Annotated in this window: 20 protein-coding genes; 11 read left to right on the plus strand and 9 right to left on the minus strand. The window is 66.6% G+C overall.

Features of this window, described 5'->3' with window-relative positions; translation table 11 throughout:
• Positions 1–78: 78 nt before the first annotated feature.
• The gene (purD, locus tag GKC70_RS20955; protein ID WP_039582956.1) at positions 79–1374 is read left to right on the plus strand and encodes a phosphoribosylamine--glycine ligase; all 1296 of its coding nucleotides are present in this window, start codon (positions 79–81) and stop codon (positions 1372–1374) included.
• A gap of 104 nt (positions 1375–1478) precedes the next feature.
• Positions 1479–4229 (plus strand): response regulator, encoded by a 2751-nt coding sequence (locus GKC70_RS20960; RefSeq protein WP_342649803.1) that lies wholly within the window; start codon positions 1479–1481, stop codon positions 4227–4229.
• 55 nt (positions 4230–4284) lie between these two features.
• Here the strand turns inward: GKC70_RS20960 and GKC70_RS20965 are convergent, their stop codons facing one another.
• The 7 genes from GKC70_RS20965 to cobG all read right to left on the minus strand — a co-directional run bounded on the left by GKC70_RS20965 (position 4285) and on the right by cobG (position 10782).
• On the minus strand, positions 4285–4908 hold the full coding sequence (locus GKC70_RS20965; protein WP_342649804.1) for a hypothetical protein: 624 nt from the start codon (positions 4906–4908) through the stop codon (positions 4285–4287).
• Positions 4901–5581, minus strand: a complete 681-nt coding sequence (locus tag GKC70_RS20970) for a hypothetical protein (protein ID WP_342649805.1) — start codon at positions 5579–5581, stop codon at positions 4901–4903. Before GKC70_RS20970 ends, GKC70_RS20965 begins: the two co-directional genes overlap by 8 nt.
• 60 nt (positions 5582–5641) lie before the next feature.
• On the minus strand, positions 5642–6316 hold the full coding sequence (locus GKC70_RS20975; RefSeq protein ID WP_295481581.1) for a hypothetical protein: 675 nt from the start codon (positions 6314–6316) through the stop codon (positions 5642–5644).
• Between the two features lie 93 nt (positions 6317–6409).
• Positions 6410–8113, minus strand: a complete 1704-nt coding sequence (cobJ, locus tag GKC70_RS20980) for a precorrin-3B C(17)-methyltransferase (RefSeq protein ID WP_342649806.1) — start codon at positions 8111–8113, stop codon at positions 6410–6412.
• Positions 8101–8835, minus strand: a complete 735-nt coding sequence (locus GKC70_RS20985; protein ID WP_295481577.1) for a precorrin-2 C(20)-methyltransferase — start codon at positions 8833–8835, stop codon at positions 8101–8103. The genes cobJ and GKC70_RS20985 overlap by 13 nt, the downstream gene beginning before the upstream one ends.
• Complete coding sequence (locus tag GKC70_RS20990) at positions 8832–9458, minus strand: precorrin-8X methylmutase (protein WP_039582945.1); 627 nt, start codon at positions 9456–9458, stop codon at positions 8832–8834. The genes GKC70_RS20985 and GKC70_RS20990 overlap by 4 nt, the downstream gene beginning before the upstream one ends.
• Entirely contained in the window at positions 9451–10782 is a 1332-nt protein-coding gene (gene cobG, locus GKC70_RS20995) for a precorrin-3B synthase (protein WP_342651559.1), read from the minus strand. Before cobG ends, GKC70_RS20990 begins: the two co-directional genes overlap by 8 nt.
• Before the next feature lie 135 nt (positions 10783–10917).
• Between cobG and cbiE the strand changes: the two genes are divergently transcribed.
• The 3 genes from cbiE to GKC70_RS21010 are packed head-to-tail and all read left to right on the plus strand — an operon-like array spanning position 10918 to position 13932.
• A complete protein-coding gene (cbiE, locus tag GKC70_RS21000) occupies positions 10918–12129 on the plus strand; it encodes a precorrin-6y C5,15-methyltransferase (decarboxylating) subunit CbiE (RefSeq protein WP_342649807.1) in 1212 nt (403 codons plus the stop codon).
• Positions 12122–13216, plus strand: coding sequence for a cobalt-precorrin-5B (C(1))-methyltransferase (locus GKC70_RS21005; protein WP_342649808.1), 1095 nt, complete (start codon positions 12122–12124; stop codon positions 13214–13216). Before cbiE ends, GKC70_RS21005 begins: the two co-directional genes overlap by 8 nt.
• The gene (locus GKC70_RS21010) at positions 13213–13932 is read left to right on the plus strand and encodes a cobalt-precorrin-6A reductase (RefSeq protein WP_342649809.1); all 720 of its coding nucleotides are present in this window, start codon (positions 13213–13215) and stop codon (positions 13930–13932) included. The genes GKC70_RS21005 and GKC70_RS21010 overlap by 4 nt, the downstream gene beginning before the upstream one ends.
• 27 nt (positions 13933–13959) lie before the next feature.
• Here the strand turns inward: GKC70_RS21010 and GKC70_RS21015 are convergent, their stop codons facing one another.
• Both GKC70_RS21015 and GKC70_RS21020 read right to left on the minus strand, forming a co-directional pair.
• The gene (locus GKC70_RS21015; protein WP_304485283.1) at positions 13960–14415 is read right to left on the minus strand and encodes a transposase; all 456 of its coding nucleotides are present in this window, start codon (positions 14413–14415) and stop codon (positions 13960–13962) included.
• A 469-nt stretch (positions 14416–14884) separates the two neighbouring features.
• Positions 14885–15847 (minus strand): transposase, encoded by a 963-nt coding sequence (locus GKC70_RS21020; RefSeq protein WP_342649810.1) that lies wholly within the window; start codon positions 15845–15847, stop codon positions 14885–14887.
• A gap of 690 nt (positions 15848–16537) precedes the next feature.
• Between GKC70_RS21020 and GKC70_RS21025 the strand changes: the two genes are divergently transcribed.
• The 6 genes from GKC70_RS21025 to GKC70_RS21050 all read left to right on the plus strand — a co-directional run bounded on the left by GKC70_RS21025 (position 16538) and on the right by GKC70_RS21050 (position 21422).
• On the plus strand, positions 16538–16975 hold the full coding sequence (locus tag GKC70_RS21025; protein WP_029613677.1) for an NfeD family protein: 438 nt from the start codon (positions 16538–16540) through the stop codon (positions 16973–16975).
• A gap of 24 nt (positions 16976–16999) precedes the next feature.
• Positions 17000–17854, plus strand: a complete 855-nt coding sequence (locus GKC70_RS21030; RefSeq protein ID WP_342649811.1) for an SPFH domain-containing protein — start codon at positions 17000–17002, stop codon at positions 17852–17854.
• A gap of 96 nt (positions 17855–17950) precedes the next feature.
• A complete protein-coding gene (locus tag GKC70_RS21035; RefSeq protein ID WP_342649812.1) occupies positions 17951–18337 on the plus strand; it encodes a DUF2946 domain-containing protein in 387 nt (128 codons plus the stop codon).
• A gap of 45 nt (positions 18338–18382) precedes the next feature.
• Positions 18383–18865, plus strand: a complete 483-nt coding sequence (locus GKC70_RS21040) for a copper chaperone PCu(A)C (protein ID WP_342649813.1) — start codon at positions 18383–18385, stop codon at positions 18863–18865.
• Between the two features lie 19 nt (positions 18866–18884).
• Positions 18885–19304: a DUF2946 domain-containing protein gene (locus tag GKC70_RS21045; RefSeq protein WP_342649814.1), complete on the plus strand. Its 420-nt coding sequence runs from the start codon at positions 18885–18887 to the stop codon at positions 19302–19304.
• 63 nt (positions 19305–19367) lie between these two features.
• The gene (locus tag GKC70_RS21050; protein ID WP_342649815.1) at positions 19368–21422 is read left to right on the plus strand and encodes a TonB-dependent copper receptor; all 2055 of its coding nucleotides are present in this window, start codon (positions 19368–19370) and stop codon (positions 21420–21422) included.
• Positions 21423–21456 lie beyond the last annotated feature (34 nt).

Below are 21456 nucleotides of genomic sequence, written 5' to 3' on the forward strand. Positions count from 1 at the left end.
GGCTGCAGGGTTGGCAGAATCAGCGCATAGCGCTTTTCTTGCAGCTTGCAGCTTGCAGCTTCTCCGAAGGAGTCTGTAATGAAAGTTTTGATCATTGGCAGCGGCGGTCGTGAACACGCCCTGGCCTGGAAAGTCGCGCAGGATCCACGGGTCGAGAAAATCTTCGTCGCCCCCGGCAACGCGGGCACTGCCACCGAAGCCAAGTGCGAGAACGTCGCCATCGATGTCTGCGCCCTGGAGCAGTTGGCCGATTTCGCCGAGAAGAACGTCGACCTGACCATCGTTGGCCCGGAAGCGCCGCTGGTCATCGGCGTGGTCGACCTGTTCCGCAGCCGTGGCCTGGACTGCTTCGGGCCGACCCAGGGCGCGGCGCAACTGGAGGGCTCCAAGGCCTTCACCAAGGACTTCCTGGCTCGCCACAAGATCCCGACCGCCGACTACCAGAACTTCACCGAGATCGAACCGGCCCTGGCCTACCTGCGCGAGAAAGGCGCACCGATCGTCATCAAGGCCGACGGCCTGGCCGCGGGCAAGGGCGTGATCGTCGCCATGACCCTGCAGGAAGCCGAAGACGCCGTGCGCGACATGCTCGCCGGCAATGCCTTCGGTGATGCTGGTTCGCGCGTGGTGATCGAAGAGTTCCTCGACGGCGAGGAAGCCAGCTTCATCGTCATGGTCGACGGCCACAACGTGCTGCCCATGGCCACCAGCCAGGACCACAAGCGTGTCGGCGACCAGGACAGCGGCCCGAACACCGGCGGCATGGGCGCCTACTCGCCCGCGCCGGTGGTCACCGCCGAGGTGCACCAGCGCGTGATGGACCAGGTGATCTGGCCGACCGTGCGCGGCATGGCCGCCGAAGGCAACGTCTACACCGGCTTCCTCTATGCCGGCCTGATGATCGACAAGGCGGGCAATCCCAAGGTCATCGAATTCAACTGCCGCTTCGGCGACCCGGAAACCCAACCGGTGATGCTGCGCCTGGAGTCGAGCCTGGTGCTGCTGATCGAAGCGGCCTTCGCCAAGGCCCTGGACAAGGTCGAGGCGCAGTGGGATCCACGTCCGAGCCTGGGCGTGGTGCTGGCGGCCGGTGGCTACCCGGGCGACTACGCCAAGGGCGCGGCGATCAGCGGCCTGGACGCGGCCGCCGCGCTGGAAGGCAAGGTGTTCCATGCCGGTACTGCGCTCAAGGAGGGCCAAGTGGTCACCGCCGGCGGTCGCGTACTCTGCGCCACAGCCCTGGGCGACACCGTCCAGGCGGCCCAGCAACAGGCCTACCGCCTGGCTGAACAGATCAGCTGGGATGCCAGCTTCTACCGTACCGATATCGGCTATCGCGCCATCGCCCGCGAGCGCGGTGAATACCCACGCTAACGCCTGCCCCGCGCTCGTCGACAGGGCCCTTCGGGGCCTTGCCTTCGTCGCGCCCCGCCGCGCATAGTTGTCGCCCGGCCCCTCAGCCCAGAAAGGATCTCGTCGTGCGTCGGCTTCGGATTGCCACTGCCCTGCTGGTCAGCCTGCTGACCCTGCTCTGCCTGCTGCCGGCTTCGGCCGAACAAGGCTCGGGCTGGTCGGTGCTGCTCGACGAGCAGGCCAGCCTGCAACTGTCCGACATCCGCTCCGAACGCTACCGCAACCAGTTCAGCCCCCTCGAGCTGGACGCGTTGGACGCTGCCGGGCCTGACCAGGCCCTGTGGCTGCACTACCGCCTCGAGCCTGCCGACCAGGAACGCCTGCTGCGGATCTTCGCCCCCGACCTCTCGCGCCTGGACCTCTATGCCCTGGCCGACGGCAAGCTGCTGCGCCAGTTCCACCATGGTCGCGCGCCGAGCGATGGCAACCCGACCTTGCGTGGCAGCGACCATGTGCTGGCGTTACCCAATGCCACGCAAGCGCTGGACCTCTATGTGCGGCTGGTGTCCGAACACCAGTTGCGACCGGCGATCAGCCTGGAATCGGCGGCGCAGGCCGCCAGCGACCAACGTCAACCGCTGCTGTTCGGCCTGCTGTTCGGCGCCTTGGCGATGCTGATCCTGCACAACCTGATCCGCTTCTTCTACACCCGCTCCGGCACCACCCTGGTGCTGGCGCTGTACCACGCGCTGATGCTGCTCAGCGCGCTGATCCTGCTCAACCTCTGCGGCCCTTGGTGGCGCCTGTGGCACAGCGCGCAAACCCCGGCGGCCTACCTGATGCTGGTGTTGGCCGGGCTGGTCGGCCTGCACTTCACCCAACGCTTCTTCGCCCCCTGCGCTTCCCGCCGGCTGAACCGCCTGCTACAGGCGCAGATGCTCATCGGCGGGCTCTGCGGCCTGCTGCTGCTGTTCGTCGACACCCTGCCGCTGAACCTCACCACCTACGTCCTGCTCGCCCTCGGCAGCCTGAGCATGCTCCTGATCAGCACCTACTACTGGTATCAGGGCTACACGCCTGCGCGGCTGTTCGCCTCGGGCATGCTGGTGTTCAGCCTGGGCGGCCTGGTGCTGCTGCCCGCCCTGCTCGGCCTGACCCGCACCGCCACACCGTGGCTGCTGTGCATCCTGCTGGGATTGACGGTGGTCAGCGGCCTGCTGCTGAACCTGGCGGTCAGCGAGCGCCTGCGCAGAACCAACGACGAGCGCGTGCGCGCCAGCCGCGCGCTGGCTGCCAGCAATGCCGAGATCAATGCCAAGGCCGAGTTCCTGGCCAAGATCAGCCACGAGATCCGCACCCCGATGAACGGCGTGCTGGGCATGACCGAACTGCTGCTCGGCACGCCCCTGTCGGTGAAGCAACGCGACTACGTGCAGACCATTCACAGCGCCGGTAACGAGTTGCTCACCCTGATCAACGAGATCCTCGACATCTCCAAGCTCGAATCGCGGCAGATCGAGCTGGACGATGTGCAGTTCGACCTCAATGCCCTGATCGAAGACTGCCTGAACATCTTCCGGGCCAAGGCCGAGCAGCAGAACATCGAGCTGATCAGCTTCACCCAGCCGCAGGTGCCGCGGGTCATCAGCGGCGACCCGACACGCCTGCGCCAGGCGCTGTCCAGCCTGCTGGAAAGCGCCCTGAAGAACGGCGACCAAGGCGAAATCCTGCTGGTGGTGGCCCTCGATCAGCGCGGCGGCGCCACGCGCCTGCGCATCGCCGTGCAGGACAGCGGCGAGCCGATGCCCAGCGCCGAGCGCGAGGCGCTACTGCAAGCCGAGTTGCACAGCCACCATTTCCTCTCCAGCAACAAGCTCGGCGGCCACCTGGGCCTGGTGATCGCCAAGCAACTGATCGGCCTGATGCAGGGCGAGTTCGGCATCAAGACCAGCACCAGCCGTGGCAACACCTTGTGGCTCACCCTGCCGCTGGATCCGGTGCGCCTCGAACAGCCTAGCGCCGACCTCGACGGCTCGCTGCGCGACGCTCGGGTGCTGGTGGTGGACGACAACGACACCTGCCGCAAGGTGCTGGTGCAGCAGTGCAGCGCCTGGGGCATGAACGTCAGCGCAGTACCATCGGGCAAGGAAGCGCTGGCGCTGCTGCGCACCAAGGCGCACCTGCGCGACTACTTCGACGCCGTACTGCTGGACCAGAACATGCCCGGCATGACCGGTATGCAACTGGCGGCGAAGATCAAGGAAGACCCGAGCCTGAATCACGACATCCTGGTGATCATGCTCACGGGGATCAGCAATGCGCCGAGCAAGGTCATCGCCCGCAACGCCGGGATCAAACGCATCCTGGCCAAGCCGGTGGCCGGTTACACGCTCAAGACCACCCTCGCCGAGGAACTGGCCCAGCGCGGTCGCGAGACGGCCCTGGCCAGCGCCCTGGGCAACGCCCCGGCACCGCTGGAGTTGCCCACCGACTTCCGCATCCTGGTGGCCGAGGACAACAGCATTTCCACCAAAGTGATTCGCGGCATGCTCGGCAAGCTCAACCTCGAGCCCGATACGGCCAGCAATGGCGAAGAAGCGCTGATGGCGATGAAGACCCAGCGCTACGACCTGGTGCTGATGGACTGCGAGATGCCTGTGCTGGACGGGTTCTCCGCTACCGAACAGCTTCGCCAATGGGAACTGGCCAACCAGCGCCCGCGCACGCCGGTGGTGGCGCTGACCGCACACATTCTCGGCGAGCACAAGGAGCGCGCCTTGCAGGTCGGCATGGATGGACACATGGCCAAACCGGTGGAGCTGTCTCAGCTGCGCGAGCTGATCCAGTTCTGGGTCAGCCAGCGCCAGCAAGACTGAAAGCTGCAAGCTGCAAGCTGCAAGCTGCAAGCTGCAAGCTGCAAGCTGCAAGCAACTAGAGGTCGTAATCGAGGATGCGGTTGAGTGAAACCTCGACCACGCGTTGCTGCACCTTGGGCAGGTGACTGTGCTCGAAGGCCAGTAGGTTGAAGCGCACGAGTTCGGCGCGGATGTTTTTCAGGTTGCGCTGGCGTGTGAGAAAGCCAGCGCTCCAGACATCGCGGGTGTCGATCTCGTGGTACAGCACCATGTCCACGCGGTGCTCGCCGGCCGGAGCGCAGGGCAGTAGCTGGAAGTGCTGGCGCGCCTGGGCGTGGTGCTCGAGGCTGGCCAGTGGCTTGGGATTGCCCAGCAGCTTGGCCAGCGATAGTTGTACCGCATCGGCGAAATGGCCGCCGGCGGTCTTGGCGATCAGGCTCAGCACCTTGTCCACCTGCTCGGTTCGTGAATCGTCCGGCCAATGGATCTGCTCGGCGGTCACCGCATCCCAGCCCATGAACTTCAACTGGTTGCGGTAGTAGGCGAACCAGTCCTGCACCAGGCCCTCTTCGAACGCACCCTGGGTCGCGCGCTCGGCCAGCGCCAGCGCCAGTTTCACCTTGTCCATCTGCGCCAGCGACAGGCCCGGAAGGAACGACACCACACCGGCGCCGATCACGGCAGCATTGTGCTCACTCATGGCTCTTCACTCCCAGCTCCAGGCGCCGTGGCTGATCGCGCTCCTTCTGCTCGACCAGACCATGCAGGGCGGCGCGGCGTGACGCGAAGGCTTGGGTGTTCAGGTTCAATGACATCGCGCGCAGGCTCACCTCGACACTGGACGGCAGGTGGCGCAAGGCCGCTGCGAAAGTGTCGCGGGTCACCGGCTGCTCGCTGCGCCACGCTACGCTGCACAGGTCCAGGCTCGGACCACTGCCGAGCAGCGCGAACTCGACGCTCACGTCCGCACGGTCGGCCTGCTGGCGCACGGCAAAACGCAGGAGATGATCGAGGCCCGCCGCATGGTCGCAGACGCGGTCGGCGACCGTCTCTCTCAGTGCATCGAGCGCGATCTGACGCTGCTTGAACCAAGTGGCCAAGGGTGCGTCATCAGCGCCCAGACCGTCGGCGCCCAAGGTGAGCTGTTCGTGCAAGTTGACGGTGCGGATCCAGCTCAGCGCAGCGAACGCCTGGCGATAGGCCGCCGCCCAGGCGTCGGGATGGTCGAAGCGCTCGCCAGCTTGCTTGCTGGCCAGCAACTGACAATAGTGCAGTGAATCAAGGGCATCGGCGCGTGCCTGCGGCGCGCTGTCCGGCGGCATCAGCACGACGCTGTGGCCAACCAACAGCACGGTGTGATCGTGATAGGTCATGGCGGTAGTTCCCGTCTGGACGAACTCGGAAACGCGGCGCCCACGGACGCCGCGCCTGGATCAGATGTCGTACTGCAGCACGTTCTCGACACTGCGCACGCCGAGCTTTTCCTCGAGGGTGGCGCGCACCTTTTCGTAGACGAAGCTGTTGAGGGTCAGTACTGCCTGACCGGCGTAGTAATCCGACGTATCGAGCTTGAACTGCACACCCAGCACGTCATCGTCGATGTTCGGCGCGGTCGATTGCACGCAGCTCATGACCATGACCACATCGCCCTTGGCAGTTTCCACACACGCGGCCATGCCCACCACGCCGCGGTCCTTGCTCTTCTTCTTGTGGTAGACGATGCGAGTGTCGCTCTCCACCGTGGTGAGCTTGTCGAACGCCTTCTTCGCCAGCGCGCCCACTGCAGTGCCGCCGAGCAGTGCACTGCCGGCCGCGCCGATGACGCGCACGGCCACGGCGCCGAGGGTGACGCTGAGCTCGGTGGATGTTTCCATCTCGAAGCTGCGCTTGGGGGTGGTGAAACCGACGTCACGCATGGCGTCGAGGAACTTGTCGTACCACGCCTTGCCATCCTTTTCGATGTCCAGCACCTTGTCTGCGGCAAGGGTGGCGAAGTGGAAAGCGTTCTTCACATCCTGGCGGTGCTGATCGGACATGCCCGCACCGCAGGCCAACAGGTTGCCTTCGACCAGCAAGCCGGCATCGGCGCTGGTTTTATCGTCGCTCATTTGAAAACTCCTTGGGATGGTCCCTGCACATCAGGGACCACCACGTTAGCCAGGCGCCGCCTGGCGTGGCGCGCTGAAGGAGTTCCTCTGCGGTCAGCCGTGCGGGGGATACCAGCGCGGGGTGTACACCCATTGCACGCCGCCCGGATGCTGGAATACGCAGGTGGTGGACGAACCGACCAGCACCATGGTGCGCATGTCGACCATCTCCGGCAGCAGCTCGGCGAGCGTCACCACCTTCAGCGTCTGTCCCGGCCGGCCGATGTCACGCCCCAGCACCACCGGCGTGCGACCGTCGCGGTGACGGCGCACGACGTCCAGGGCCTGGCCCAGTTGCCAGGGGCGGGCCTTGGAGATGGGGTTGTAGAACGCCAGCACCAGATCGGCCCGAGCCGCCAGGTCCAGACGGGTTTCGATGATCGACCAGGGCTTGAGGTTGTCCGACAGCGACAGCACGCAGAAGTCGTGCCCCAGCGGCGCGCCTGCCTGAGCAGCGGTGGCCAGCGAGGCCGAGACACCGGGCAGGATCTGCAGGTCGACCCGGTGCCAGGCCGGATCGTCGGACTCATGCAGCGCTTCGAGCACGGCGGCGGCCATGGCGAAGACCCCCGGATCGCCCGACGACACCACCACCACCGAACGCCCCTGCGCCGCCAGCGCGAAGGCATGCCGTGCGCGCTGCATCTCTTCGCGGTTGTCGGTGCAGTGCAGCACTTGGTCGTCGCGGAAAGGACCGGCCATGCGCACATAGGTCTCGTAGCCCAGTACATCCTCGGCGCGGGCCAGCTCGGCCTTAACCGCCGGCACCATCAGCTCGGCCGCGCCGGGGCCCAGGCCGATCACCGCCAGACGACCACGGCCCCGGCCAATCTGCTGCGCATCGAACGGCGCGGCGGCCACGGCGATGGCCAGGCCGTCCTGCTCGATCACCTGCGCACCGGCCAGCGCTTGCTGCGCCCTCTCGCTGACGCTGACGCCTGCCGGGGCGAAGCGCAGGATCACGCCCAGTTCGCGGGCCGCCTCGTGCACGGCGGGTTCGGCCATCGCCGGTTCGCTCGCCAGCAGGCAGGCCAGCGACGCCTGGGCGATGTTCGCCGCCGCCAGCGCCTCACGCACGCGCCGCGCCAGTTCGGGCGGGGTCTCGTCCACCGCCACCAGCACCGAACGCGGGTGGATCAGCAGTTCATCGCGGCTGGCCGGGCGCGCCGTGCAGCCCACGTGCAAGGTCAGGCGTGCGTCGTCGGCCTGGATCAGTGGGGCCTGGGCCAGCCAAGGCGCCGCGCCTTCGATGCGCAGCGGCTCGCCGGCCAGCAGGTCGGAGACGAAACGCTTGCCCTGCTCCAGGTCGGCCAGGGCGTAACAGGGCGGCGGGTTGAGCAGGCAGGTGCCGAAGCGCAGTTCGCCGCTGGTGGTGATCGCCGCAGCCACTCCCAGCGCCTCGCCGAGCTCGCGGGCCAGCCCATTGACCCCGCTCAAGCCACCGAGCAGCGGCACCACTGCGCTGCCGTCCTCGGCCACCGCCAGCACCGGCGGCTCGCTGCCCTTTTCGTCGAGCACAGCGGCGAGGCTGCGAATGACGATGCCGGCCGCGCACAGGGCGATGATCGGCACGCCCGCGCGGTACAGCGCGCGCAGGGTGTCGCCGAACGAGGCATACAGGTGATCGACGCCTTCCACACGCCCACTCAGGCCATGAATGCGCGCCTGTGGATAACGCTGCTGCAGGCGCCGTGCGGTGGCCAGGCTGCCCAGGCCTAGCACGACGATGGCCATCGCCTGCGTGTTCATCCCTGCCATTTTTCCCCCGGCACCACGATCAGCGAGAAATACGGCGAGGACTGCGGATCGACCGCATCGAGCGCGACGATCTTCTGGTTGGCCATGGTCGCGCGCTCCACGTACAGGGCGCGGCCATCCAGGCCCAGCTCGGCGAGCACCTCGCGCACCTTGGGGAAGTTGCGGCCCAGCTTCATGATCACCGCCGCGTCGGCATCGGCCAGGCGCCGCTTGAGCTCGGCGTGGGGCAGCACGCCAGAGAGCACGGTCAGGGTCTGGTTGCGGTACACCAACGGCGCGCCCAGCACCGAGGCGCCGCCAAGCATCGAGCACACGCCTGGGATCACCTGGGCTTCGTAGCGCTGGGCGAGGCGGTCGTGCAAGTACATGTACGAGCCGTAGAAGAACGGATCGCCCTCGCAGATCACCGCCACGTCGCGGCCGGCCTCCAGGTGTTCGGCCACCTGCACGCTGGCTTCGTCGTAGAAGTCGCTGATCACCTGTTCGTACGACAACGGCGCCGGCAGCGCCTCGGTGGTCACCGGGTACACCAGCGGCAGCAGCGTCTGCTGCGCCTGCAAGTGCCCCTCGATGATGCCGAAGGCGTTGCCGCGCTTGCCCTTGGCCACGAAGTAGGCCACCACCTGCGCCTCACGCAGCAGGCGCAGCGCCTTGACCGTGATCAGCTCGGGATCGCCGGGGCCTACGCCCAGCCCGAGCAGACGTCCGCGTGCCTGCATCATTCCACCTCCGTGGCCAGTGCGTTGACGGCCGCTGCGGCCATGGCGCTGCCGCCCAGGCGGCCCTGCATGATCACGAAGGGCACGCCACGGCTGTCGGCGGCGAGCATGGCCTTGGACTCGGCAGCGCCGACGAAGCCCACCGGGAAGCCCAGGATCAGTGCGGGCTTGGGCGCCCCGGCATCGAGCATTTCCAGCAGGTAGAACAGTGCCGTGGGGGCATTGCCGATCACCACCACGCTGCCGGCCAGGTGCGGGCGCCACAGCTCCAGGGCCAGCGCGGAGCGGGTGTTGCCGGCCGCCTTGGCCATGTCCGGCACGCGCGGGTCGCGCAGGGTGCAGATCACCGGGTTGTTGGCCGGCAGGCGGGCGCGGGTGATGCCCTCGGCGACCATGTGCGCATCGCACAGGATCGGCGCGCCGTTGGCCAGGGCCTGGCGTCCGGCCAGACCCGCGCCGGCAGAAAACTGCAGGCCATCGATGGCCTCGACCATGCCGCAGGCATGGATCACGCGCACGGCGAGCTTTTCCAGGTCGGCGGGAATCCGCTCCAGGCGGGCCTCCTCGCGGATGATGCGGAAGGAATTGCGATAGATCTCCTGACCATCGCGGATGTAGTCAATCATCAAGGTGCTCCGTCGGCAGGTCGAGCATGGCGCCTGCTTCTTCTGGGGTAAGGTCGCAGGCGCGCAAGCGGCCGAAGCCGGGCAGGCGCGCGTCGCGCAGATAGAGGTCGTAGCGTCCGGGCGCGCGGGCCAGCAAGGTCGCCTGGGCCACGTGGGCCATGGCGCAGGAGCGCGGACAGCCGGTCAGGTGCACGCTGGCCGGGCCGCCGTGGTGCAACCGGCCGGCGAGCAGCCGGGCATCGGCCTTGGTGTCGGCCAGGCCGCGGGCACAGCCGCTGGAACCGGTGCAGGCCGCGAGGCGGGCCAGCGGCTGCTGCGCAGCGTCGATCAGGCCCAGCTCGGCCAGCGCCGCCTGGGCGTCGATGAGCTGCGTGGGGTCGAGGTTCGGCAGTACCAGGCTTTGCCAGGGGGTCAGGTGCAGGCTGCCGTCTCCGACCAGACGGGCGAAGTGTGCCGCGCCGCGCAGCATGTCTGGAGTCAGGCGTCCCAGCGGCGGCGCGACACCCAGGGCCACGCCGTGACGCTGGGCCAGCGCGCCGAGCCAGCGCGCCTGACTCGCCGGGCGGCGCCAGTTGAGTACGGCGCCATCGTGACGAATCGGCAAGCCCAGGCCGGCGACGAAGGTTTGCGCCGGACAGGTCTGCAGCAGGTGGCGCATGCGCGTCTGCTCAGGGCTGGCCAGGTCGAGAAAGCGTTCCAGTACGGCCTGCACCAGCGCCAACCCCTGGTCGAACGGCACGGCCCCCAGCGGCGGATCCTCGCCCGGACAGCCGGCCAGGCCGAAGGCCAGCCAGGGCTCGCCGTCGAGGGTGAGGGCCGACAGCCACAGATCATGGGGGTGAGCCAGCATCGCCAGGTCCTCGCCGCCGTCCAACTGCACGGCGAACTTGGCCGACAGCGCATGCAGGCGCGGGGTGGTTTCCAGCAGTTGCAAGAGTTGCGCGGCCAGCGGGCGAACATCCACGACGCTGGCCGGATCGAGGCCGGCCAGCGGGCTGAGCATCAGGTTGCGGACATCGTCGCCAGCGGCCTCGCGCGGCCCCAGCCCGGCAGCCAGCAGGTGCTCGATCAGCGCCGGGTGCTGCGCGCCGATGCCGCGGATTTGCAGGTTGGCGCGGTTAGTCGACTCGATCACGCCCGAGGCGTAGTGCTCGGCGGCGTCGGCCACGGCCTCGGCCTGGGCAGCCAGCAAACGCCCGCCGGGCAACTTGATCCGGCAGATACCGCCATCGCGCGCAGCGACGATGCGCCACAACCCCGGACAGGCCGAGGGACGTGGTGCTGCGCGGGGGTTGGGCTTGGCTTCAAGAGGGTGTCCGGCAATCGTCAAGGCGCGCTTGTGGAGGGAAGGCGCGGTATTATGCCTGCTTTGTCCAGCGGCATGAAAAGCCGGTGGTCGAGCCGGTCGTGGAAATCGCGCTGGCGCTGATCGTGCCCCTCAACCCAACGGAAGCATCACATGGCCCCCTGGCTGACAGTAGTAGGCATCGGCGAAGACGGTTTCAGCGGCCTGGGTAAACAGGCCCGGCGCGCACTGCTGGGCGCACCGACGATCTTCGGCAGCCCGCGCCAGTTGGCGTTGCTGCCACGCTGCGTGGTCGGCCAGCGCCAGCCCTGGCCCAGCCCGTTCTCCCTGGCACCGGTGCTGGCCCGGCGCGGCGAGCCGGTGTGCGTGCTGGCCAGCGGCGACCCAATGTTCTACGGCGTCGGCGCGAGCCTGGCGCGCCAGGTGCCGGCCGAGCAGATGCAGGTGCTGTCGATGCCCTCCTCCTGCGCTCTGGCCGCCGCGCGCCTGGGCTGGCCTTTGCAGGAGGTGCAGGTGGTCTCGGGTGTGGCGCGGCCACTGGCGGCGCTCAATGCCCATCTCTACAGCGGCGTGCGCCTGCTGGTGCTGAGCAATGACGGCGACAGCCCGACCGCCATCGCCCGGTTGCTCTGCGAACGCGGTTTCGGCCCCAGTCGCCTGCAGGTGTTCGAGCACTTAGGCGGGGCGGCCGAACGCTGCCTGAGCGGCACCGCCGACGCGTGGCCAGCGGGCAGCAGCGCCGCGCTCAACCTGGTCGCCATCGACTGCCAGGCCGCGCCCGACACGCCGCGCTTGTCACCGGTCAGCGGTCTGCCTGACAGTGCCTTTCGCCACGACGGTCAGTTGACCAAGCGTGACGTGCGCGCCATCACCCTGGCGCGTCTGGCGCCGCAGCCGGGTGAGCTGTTGTGGGATGTCGGTGCCGGCTGTGGCTCGATCGGCATCGAATGGATGCGCGCCCACCCCAGTTGCCGCGCCCTGGCCATCGAGGTCGACGAAGGCCGACAGGGCTTCATCGAATTCAACCGCGACCAGCTCGGCGTGCCGGGTCTGCAACTGATTCGTGGCAAGGCGCCGCAGGCCCTGGCCGCGCTGGAGCGCCCCGATGCCATCTTTATTGGCGGCGGTGTCACGGGCGAGGGCGTACTGCCGGTGTGCTGGGAGCGCCTGCGCCCCGGCGGGCGGCTGGTGGCCAATGCCGTGACCTTGCAGAGCGAGCTGGCCCTGGCGCAGTTCCGCGAAGCGCACGGCGGCGAGTTGACCCGCCTGCATGTGGCCCAGGCCCAGGCCCTGGGCAGCTTCGACACCTGGCGCCAAGCCCTGCCGATTACCCTGCTCGAGGTGGTCAAGCCCGTCGATGCGTGAAGAAACCCGTGAACAACCGGCGCCGCTGCGCAGCGGCCTGACCACCGGTAGCTGCGCCACGGCCACCAGCCTGGCGGCGGCGCGCCTGTTGCTGACCGGCCAGACCAGCGATGCGGTACAGATCACCCTGCCCAAGGGCAAGCAGGTGCAGATGCGCCTGGAGTTCTGCCGGCGCGATGCCGAGCGCGCCGAAGCCGGCACCCTGAAAGATGCCGGCGACGACCCGGACGTGACCCATGGCGCCCTGCTCTACAGCCAGGTGCGGCTGATCGAACAGCCCGGCGTGCGCTTCGTCGCCGGCGAGGGCGTGGGCACCGTCACCCGCCCCGGCCTGGTGCTGGCGGTGGGCGAGCCGGCGATCAACCCGGTGCCGCGGCGGATGATCGGCGAACACCTGCAGCAGTTGGCCGACGCCTGCGCCTATGTCGGTGGGTTCGAGGTCACGGTCAACGTGCAGGACGGCGCGGCGCTGGCGCTCAAGACCATGAACCCGCGCCTGGGCATCCTGGGCGGGCTGTCGATTCTGGGCACCAGCGGCATCGTCCGGCCGTTTTCCTGCGCGGCCTACATCGCCTCGATCCACCAGGGCATCGATGTCGCCCACAGCAATGGCTGCACGCACATCGCCGCATGCACGGGCAACGCCAGCGAGGACACCATGCGGCGGATCTACGGCCTGCCGGAAATGGCCTTGATCGAGATGGGCGACTTCGTCGGCGCGGTGCTCAAGCATGTGCGCAAAGTGCCAGTGGCACGCCTGACCCTGTGCGGCGGCTTCGGCAAGATCAGCAAGCTCGCCGCTGGGCACATGGACCTGCACAGCCGCCACTCGAGCATCGACCTGCCGCAGTTGGCCAGTTGGGCAGCGGACATCGGCGCGCCCGCCGCGCTGCAAGACGCCATCGTCGCCGCCAACACCAGCCAGCAGGCGCTGGCGCTGGCACATGCGGCGGGTGTCGCTCTAGGCGATGCGGTCTGCGCCCACGCCCTGGCATTCGCCCGCAGCGTGGTGCCAGCGCAGGTGCAGGTGGAGGTCTTCGCCATCGACCGCCAGGGCGGTGTGGTCGGCACCGCGGGTGTGCAATGAGCGAGCGCATTCTTTTGCTCGGCGGCATCACCGAGGCCCTGGCCATCGCCCGGCGCCTGGGCCCGCAGCACGTCTACAGCCTGGCCGGCATCGGTCGTGTGCCCGACGACCTGACCTGCCAGGTGCGCGTGGGCGGCTATGGCGGCGCCGAAGGGCTGGCGACGTACCTGAAAGCCGAACGTATCAGCCTGCTGATCGACGCCACCCACCCTTATGCCGCGCAGATCAGCGCCAACGCCGCCCGCGCCGCGCAGGCGGCCGGGGTGACCTGCTGGGCGCTGCGCCGGCCGGCGTGGCAGGCCCAGCCGGGAGACGACTGGCGCGAGGTGGCCGACTGGACAGCGCTGATCGACGCCCTGGCGCCGTTTCAGCGACCCCTGTTCACCCTCGGGCGCGAGCCGCTGCAACATTTGCAGGCCATCCCGCCGCAGCAGTTCTGGACCCTGCGCGCCCTGGAAGCCTGTCCGGGCAACGCGCGCTGCGAAGTGATCGGCGCACGCGGGCCGTTTCATCTGGAAGACGAGCGGGCGCTGTTCGCACGACGGCAGATCGACGTGCTGGTCAGCAAGAACAGCGGCAGCGCCGCCACCGAGCCGAAACTGCAAGTGGCCCGCGAGCGCGGGGTGCCGGTCCTGGTGCTCAAGCGCCCGCCGCTGCCGACAGTGGATCGACTGTTCGAGTCGGTGGCGACGCTGAGTGAGGCGTTGGGGTTGTGAAACCTGGGCCGGTGAGTACTGCCGGGCTCACAACCACACGCAATCCCAATGCGGATAATCACCCGCTTGCCTGACCAAACCTGCTCGGAGCGGGTTGGCAACGATGTAGCGAGCGACAGCCCTGAGGTCGTCTTCACGACGCAGCGCTCGATCATGGAAGCCTGGCTGCCAGATGGGCCTACGTGGGGCCCCTGCCCGATACAGTGCGCAACTGCTGCGGGACTTGAAGCGGCACATGAGTGTGTCGAGTTTCACATTGCCCAACTCGATCAACCAATGCAGGTGATCAGGCATCAGCACCCAGGCCAGCGATCGGCAGGCCTGCTCTTGGTCAGAATGTCTCAATTGAGAAATGACCGTCCGGGCGAGCGGGAACGCGTCGAAAAGAGCAAGGCGATTGCGGGTGGTGGTGGTCAGCAGATAGAAACGGCCTGGCTCGGAAAAGCGGCCTCGTCGTAACCGATGGGAACTGGGACGGTCCATGTCGCGCTCCTGTGGAAGGTGCGTTCGACGATAGACGCGGTGCGCCTGAGCGGTTGGATTGCAGTGTTGCTTCGTATGACAACCATGACCTGGTTGGACTGGGGGGTCTTTCACCTACCACCGACCCGTGGTTTTGCTCAACTTCATTGGAGTCTGCACGCCCTCGTGGGAGCGGCCTTGCGCCGCGATTGGGCCGCGTAGCGGTCCCAGGTTTTCAGCTTCGCCGCTGCCATTGCCGGGACCGCTGTGCGGTCCAATCGCGACACAAGGCCGCTCCCACAAAAAGACGCGCTGGATTCTGGAAATCATGCGCTGTAGATGAACAACAAACGCATGATTACCCGGTTCCGCATGCCGTGCCCCGGAAATAAAGCGAGCGCAATCTCGGTGGGGGCCAACTGTCTTTCACCTACCACCGACCCGTGGTCTTGCTCAACTTCTTGGAGTCTGCACGCCCTCGTGGGAGATTCTATGGTTGTGGGCAATGCTTTTTGCCGCCTTTGCTCACGTATTCGCCTTGAGTCTTCATCAAGGCGAATGCAATTCTGGCCAGCTTTTGCGCCAGGATGACCAGGGCCTGAGTGGTTGCCTTACCTGTACTCCGATAATGTTCATAGACCTCCTTCCAGGCCTCGGTCTTGCTAGCGGACATGGCGGCGTTGTGCAAGAGTCGGCGCACTTCTGAGCAGCCGCGCTTGGTCAAGCGTCTGCGTCCGCATTTCTGGCCTGATTCGGAAACTTCCAGATCCATACCCAGAAAAGCGATGAAGGAGTCGCTTCGCTTAAAGTCGCCACGGATGAAGGCAGTGACCAAAGCGACAGCCGTTAGAAAACCAATGCCTTCAACTGCTTGGCAGCGGGCAACCTGCTCGCTCAGCCCTGCCTCTCTCACTAATGTCTTCAAACGCTTTTGAATCAGCAGATCAAGCGATGCAAAGTGCTTGGCAAAACTTTTGAAGGCTTCTTTGAGGGACACTTCGTTTCCCCAGCTCTGGGTCAGGCTGGTGCGTGCCGACACCAGTGCTGCTCGGCGTCGCAGAAGGCTCTGGAGCTTGCTGTAGACGGCTGGAGGGGGCGTCCAAGGACGAAGCGCACTGCCCTCACGATTAAGGAAACGGGCGAGTAGACAGGCATCAGACGCATCGGTTTTGACACGCCCGCCAATTCCTTTTCGGTAGTTGCTCAGCTGGAACCCATCGACGACATAGACGGCAAAACCCACTTCGTAAGCCATCTCCACCAAGTCCAGGTGATAAACGTTGGTGGCTTCAACACAGATGGCCGTATTGGCAGGCTGAAGTGCCAGCCATTTGCGGATCTCAGGCTTGGTATTATTAAACGCGTGTTGTTGAGCAGTGTCCTCGCAGTAACTGACCAGTTCGACCTTGGCGACATCGACGCCAATGATGAACTTCTCGACTCGCATTGCCATGACCTGAACTCCCACGGTATGGTTTTTGGGCTCGGAGGGGGTTCACCAAGAGGCGCTGGCTTGCTTCTATCGTCGCTTGCAAACGATGCATTCTTTATCGGCGCTTTGGTGAAGGGGTGGGGCGAGGTCTCCCACGGTCTGTACTGTTTGTGGACAGTCAGATTCGGCCTTTTCGTCCCACCACCCCTTCGAGTATCACCATACAAGCGGCCTTGCGCCGCGATTGGGCCGCGTAGCGGTCCCAGGTTTTCAGCTTCGCCGCTGCCATTGCCGGGACCGCTGTGCGGTCCAATCGCGACACAAGGCCGCTCCCACAAAAAGACGCGCTGGATTCTAGAAGTCATGCGCTGTAGATGAACAACAAACGCATGATTACCCGGTTCCGCATGCCGTGCCCCGGAAATAAAGCGAGCGCAATCTCGGTGGGGGCCAACTGTCTTTCACCTACCACCGACCCGTGGTCTTGCTCAACTTCTTGGAGTCTGCACGCCCTCGTGGGAGCGGCCTTGCGTCGCGATTGGACCGCGTAGCGGCCCCATGATCCCGAGCGCTGCACATCTGCAGGACGCCAAACGGCGACCCCAACACGCCAGCTCACCGCCGCCCTCACCACTGCCAAAGCTCAGGCACAAGACAGTCGCGGCCCCCTGCCGTAAACTTCAGCCTCCCTCACCGCAAGGCCCTGCCCATATGGAAATGCAATGGTGGATCTGGCTCGTCTTCGGCATCGCGCTGATCCTGCTGGAACTGGTGCTGCCGACCTTCTTCATTCTCTGGTTCGGCATCGGCGCCGTGCTGGTGGCGTTGATCGCCCTGGTCGCGCCGGCCCTGCAACTGGACATGCAAGTGCTGCTGTGGGTGGCATTGTCCTCCGTCACCACGCTGCTGTGGTTCAAGGTGTTTCGCAACAAGAAGCCTGACCTGCGCTGGACCGCCGACAGCGTGATCGGCGAAGTCGGCCTGCTCACCGCCAGCGTGTCGCAGTTCCAGAAAGGCCGTGTGCGTTTTCAGAAGCCCGTGCTGGGCAACGAAGAATGGACCTGCATCGCCGACAGCGACATCGCCGCTGGCGAGCGTGTGCGCCTGAGCGCCATCGAAGGCAACATCGTTCGGGTGACCCGCCCCTGAACCTCTACTGAAAGGAAGCTAGCAATGACCAGCCTCATCGTCGTCGGTGCCATCGCGTTGTTCGTGTTGATCACCGTGTTCAAGGGCGTGCGCATCGTCCCCCAGGGCGAGGAGTGGATCGTCGAGCGCCTGGGTCGCTACCACAGCACCCTCAAGCCCGGCTTGAACATCCTCGTGCCGTACATGGACGTGGTCGCCTATCGCCTGCCGACCAAGGACATCATCCTCGACGTGCAGCAGCAGGAAATCATCACCCGCGACAACGCGGTGATCGTCGCCAATGCCCTGTGCTTCGCCAAAGTGGTGGACCCGCAGAAGGCCTCCTATGGCGTGCAGAATTTCTCCTTCGCCGTCACCAGCCTGACCATGACCTCGCTGCGCGCCATCGTCGGCGCCATGGACCTGGACGAAGCGCTGTCCAGCCGCGAGCAGATCAAGGCACGCCTGCGCGAGGCGATGTCCGAGCAGACCGAAGACTGGGGCGTGACCGTGCGCTCGGTGGAGATTCAGGACATCAAGCCGTCGGAGAACATGCAAAAGGCCATGGAACGCCAGGCCGCCGCTGAGCGTGAGCGCAAGGCCGACGTAACCCGCGCCGAAGGTGCCAAACAGGCGGCGATCCTCGAAGCCGAGGCCCGCCTGCAGGCCGCCCGCCTCGATGCCGAAGCACAGATCAGCCTGGCCGAAGCCTCGGCGCGGGCGATCTCGCTGGTGCGCGAGGCAGTAGGCAACGAAACCACGCCCGCCATGTACCTGCTGGGCGAGCGCTACATCGGCGCCATGGAGAACTTGGCCGGCAGCGACAATTCGAAGGTCGTGGTGCTACCGGCGGACCTGCAGGAAACCGTGCGCGGGCTGCTGGGGCGCGGCAAGGTTTGACGGGGCGACTCGCCTCTGCGGCAGATCACCGCACCGGGGCGTTTTTCCCTATACTGCGCCGTACAATAGCCACCTGATTCCTGACCGGATCTTTCCATGACCCCACGTCGGCACATTGCCTGGATAGCCTGCCTTGCAGTGCTGTTCAACCTGCTGGCCATGCCGCTGTCTTCGGCCGCGCCCAAGGGTGCGGCCGAGCAGTTGCTGTGGGGTGCCTTCTGCTCCAGCGGGGCGAGAAAGGCCACGTTCGACGTACAGTCCCTGGCCAAGATCGATCTCGGCCAGCAGGACCAACACGCCGGCATGCAACACTGCTGGTGCTGTTCCGGCAGCGCTCCGGCGCTCGCCCTCACCGGCCACGCGCCGCACCTGCACAGCCCGCCCGGGCGCAGCTTCGCCCAGTCACCGCCACTGCCCGCGCACCAGCCGACGCCGCGCCAACTGTGGCCAGCGCTCAATCCGCGCGCCTCTCCCCTGGTCTGAGTTCACGACGCCGTCCCTGAACCTCGACAGACCGGAGAACATTCAATGCTCAAGCATGCCCTCATCCTGGCCGCCCTGCTGCTGCCCGGCGCCTTCGCCAACGCCCACGAATACAGCGTGGGCGAACTGCATATCGCCCATCCCTGGTCGCTGCAACTACCGCCCAACGCCCCTAACGTCGCCGCCTACTTCGTCGTGCACAACAACGGCGCCAGCGACGATCGCCTGCTCGGCGCCGACAGCCCGATCAGCGACGACACCCAGTTGCACGAGCATGTGCAAACCACCACCGGCGCCATGAAGATGCAGCAGGTCAAGGGCGTCGAGGTGCCTGCGGGCAAGGACGTGGTGTTCGCCCCCAGCGCCTACCACGTCATGCTGATGCAGCCCAAGGACCGTAGCCTGCTCGACGACGGCAAGCGCTTTCCGCTGACCCTGCACTTCGAGAAGGCCGGCGACGTCACCGTCCAGGTGGTGGTGCAGAAACAGCCGCCCGCCGAACAGGCCGGACACGCCCACGCGCACTGACCGCTGATCGGCGCTGGCCATGAGCCTGTCGCGCACACGCACAGCCCGCAACACCCGCCCTGATCGCAGGCGCGTCGGTGGCGGCTGGCTGAGCCTGTTCGCCATGTGGATGATCTTCATCGGGCCGCTGGTTTCCCAGTCGCTGCCGATGGATCACCACGCCGGCACGGCGATGGACATGAGCATGCCCATGGCGCACGCCGAGCCGGCCGCGCAGGACCACTGCAACGACGGCCAGTTGCACGCCGACTGGGAACGCTGCGGTTATTGCAGCCTGCTGTTCAACTGCCCTGCCCTGCCCCAGACCCTCAGCCCACTCAGTGCCGGCCGCCTGGCGCCGCCCACCCTGGGCGCCATTCCCACCCGCCAGGGCCATGCCCTGCATGCCGTGTTTCCCGGCGCGCGCAGCCGTGCGCCGCCCCTGTCGATCGTCGTCTGAACCCCTCAATGCCCAAGGCCAGGTGGCCTTGCGCGTCTTCACGACTGATCGACTGGAATCATTATGTCCGGCTGCACCCGTATCCCTGCGCTACCGCGCACCCTCGCCCTGTTCTGCGGCTCGCTGCTCAGCCCTCTCGCGCTGGCCGTCGCCGCCGACCACTCGCACCCTGACGCACCCGAACTGAGCCCGACGGTGATCACTGCCGTGGCCCCCAGCTCGCCGCTGACCGTGGTCACCAACCCCAAGGATCCCCGCCAGCCGGTGCCGGCCAGCGACGGCGCCGACTACCTCAAAACCATCCCCGGCTTCTCCGCCATCCGCTCCGGCGGCACCAACGGCGATCCGGTGCTGCGCGGCATGTTCGGCTCGCGCCTGAACATCCTCACCAACGGCGGCGTGATGCTCGGCGCCTGCCCCAACCGCATGGACGCACCGACCTCCTACATCTCCCCGGAAACCTACGATCGCCTGACCGTGATCAAAGGCCCGCAGAGCGTGATCTGGGGGCCTGGCGGCTCGGCCGGGACCATCCTCTTCGAGCGCGAGCCGGAAAAGTTCGGCACCCTCGGCAGCCGCGTCAACGCCAGCCTGCTGACCGGCTCCAACGGCCGCTTCGACAAGGTGCTCGACGCCGCCGCCGGCAACGATCAGGGCTACGCCCGCTTCGTCGGCAACCAGTCGCGCGCCGACGACTACCACGATGGCCACGGCGACACGGTGCCGTCGCGCTGGGACAAGTGGAATGGCGACGTCACCCTGGGCTGGACCCCGGACGCCGATACCCTGCTCGAACTCACGGCTGGCAAGGGCGACGGCGAGGCGCGCTACGCCGGCCGGGGCATGGACGGCTCGCAATTCAAGCGCGAAAGCCTGGGCCTGCGTTTCGAGAAGTCCAACCTGGGCGAGGTGCTGGACACGGTCGAGGCGCAGGTCTACTACAACTACGCCGACCACGTGATGGACAACTACAGCCTGCGCACCCCGTCCGGGCGCGGCATGATGGGCATGCCCATGGTCAGCAACGTCGACCGCCGCACCCTCGGCGCGCGCCTCAAGGCCACCTGGCGCTGGGCCGACGTGCAATTGATCAGCGGCCTCGACGCGCAGACCAACGAGCACCGCAAGCGCGGCGGCATGGGCGTCGACGCCCACAAGGGCCAGCCCTGGACCAAGGACGCCGACTTCCACAACTACGGGGCGTTCAGCGAGCTGACCTGGTACGCCACCGGCGAAGACCGGCTGATCGCCGGCGCCCGCCTGGACCGTGCTTCGGCCCGTGATTTCCGCCAGACCAGCGCCACCGTCGGCGACACCCGCGCCGACACCCTGCCCAGCGGCTTCGTGCGCTACGAGCATGACCTCGCTGCAATCCCGGCCACCGCCTACATCGGCCTGGGCCACGCCCAGCGCTTCCCCGACTACTGGGAGCTGTTCTCGCCCAAGCAGGGGCCCAACGGCGCGGTGAATGCCTTCGACGCCATCAAGCCGGAGAAGACCACCCAGCTCGACGTCGGCCTCCAGTACAAGGATGAGCGCCTGGAGGCCTGGGCGTCGGGCTATGTCGGACAGATCCGCGACTACATCCTGTTCGACTACCGCACCGGCATGATGGGCATGAGCAGCACCCAGGCGCAGAACATCGATGCGCGCATCATGGGCGGCGAGCTGGGCGCGGCCTATGCGCTGACCGACAACTGGAAGGCCGATGCCACCCTGGCCTACGCCTGGGGCAAGAACAGCAGCGACGGCAAGGCGCTGCCGCAGATGCCACCGCTGGAAAGTCGCCTGGGCCTGACCTACAGTCGCGACGCCTGGAGCGTCGGCGGGCTGTGGCGGCTGGTGGCGGCGCAGAACCGCATCGCCCAGAACCAGGGCAACGTGGTCGGCAAGGACTACGAGAAGAGCGGCGGATTCGGCGTGTTCTCGCTTAACGGGGCCTACAAGGTCAACCGTAACCTCAAGCTCAGCGCCGGTGTCGACAACCTGTTCGACAAGACCTACGCCGAGCACCTGAACCTGGCCGGCAGCGCCGGGTTCGGCTATCCGGCCGCCGATCCGCAGCCTGTCAACGAGCCGGGCAGAACCTTCTGGACCAAGGTCGATTTCAGCTTCTGACATAACAACAACGACATCGACCCCGCGGACGCGG

The organism is Pseudomonas sp. REB1044 (genome assembly GCF_038813925.1).
GTDB classification, from domain to species: Bacteria; Pseudomonadota; Gammaproteobacteria; order Pseudomonadales; family Pseudomonadaceae; genus Aquipseudomonas; species Aquipseudomonas boreofloridensis.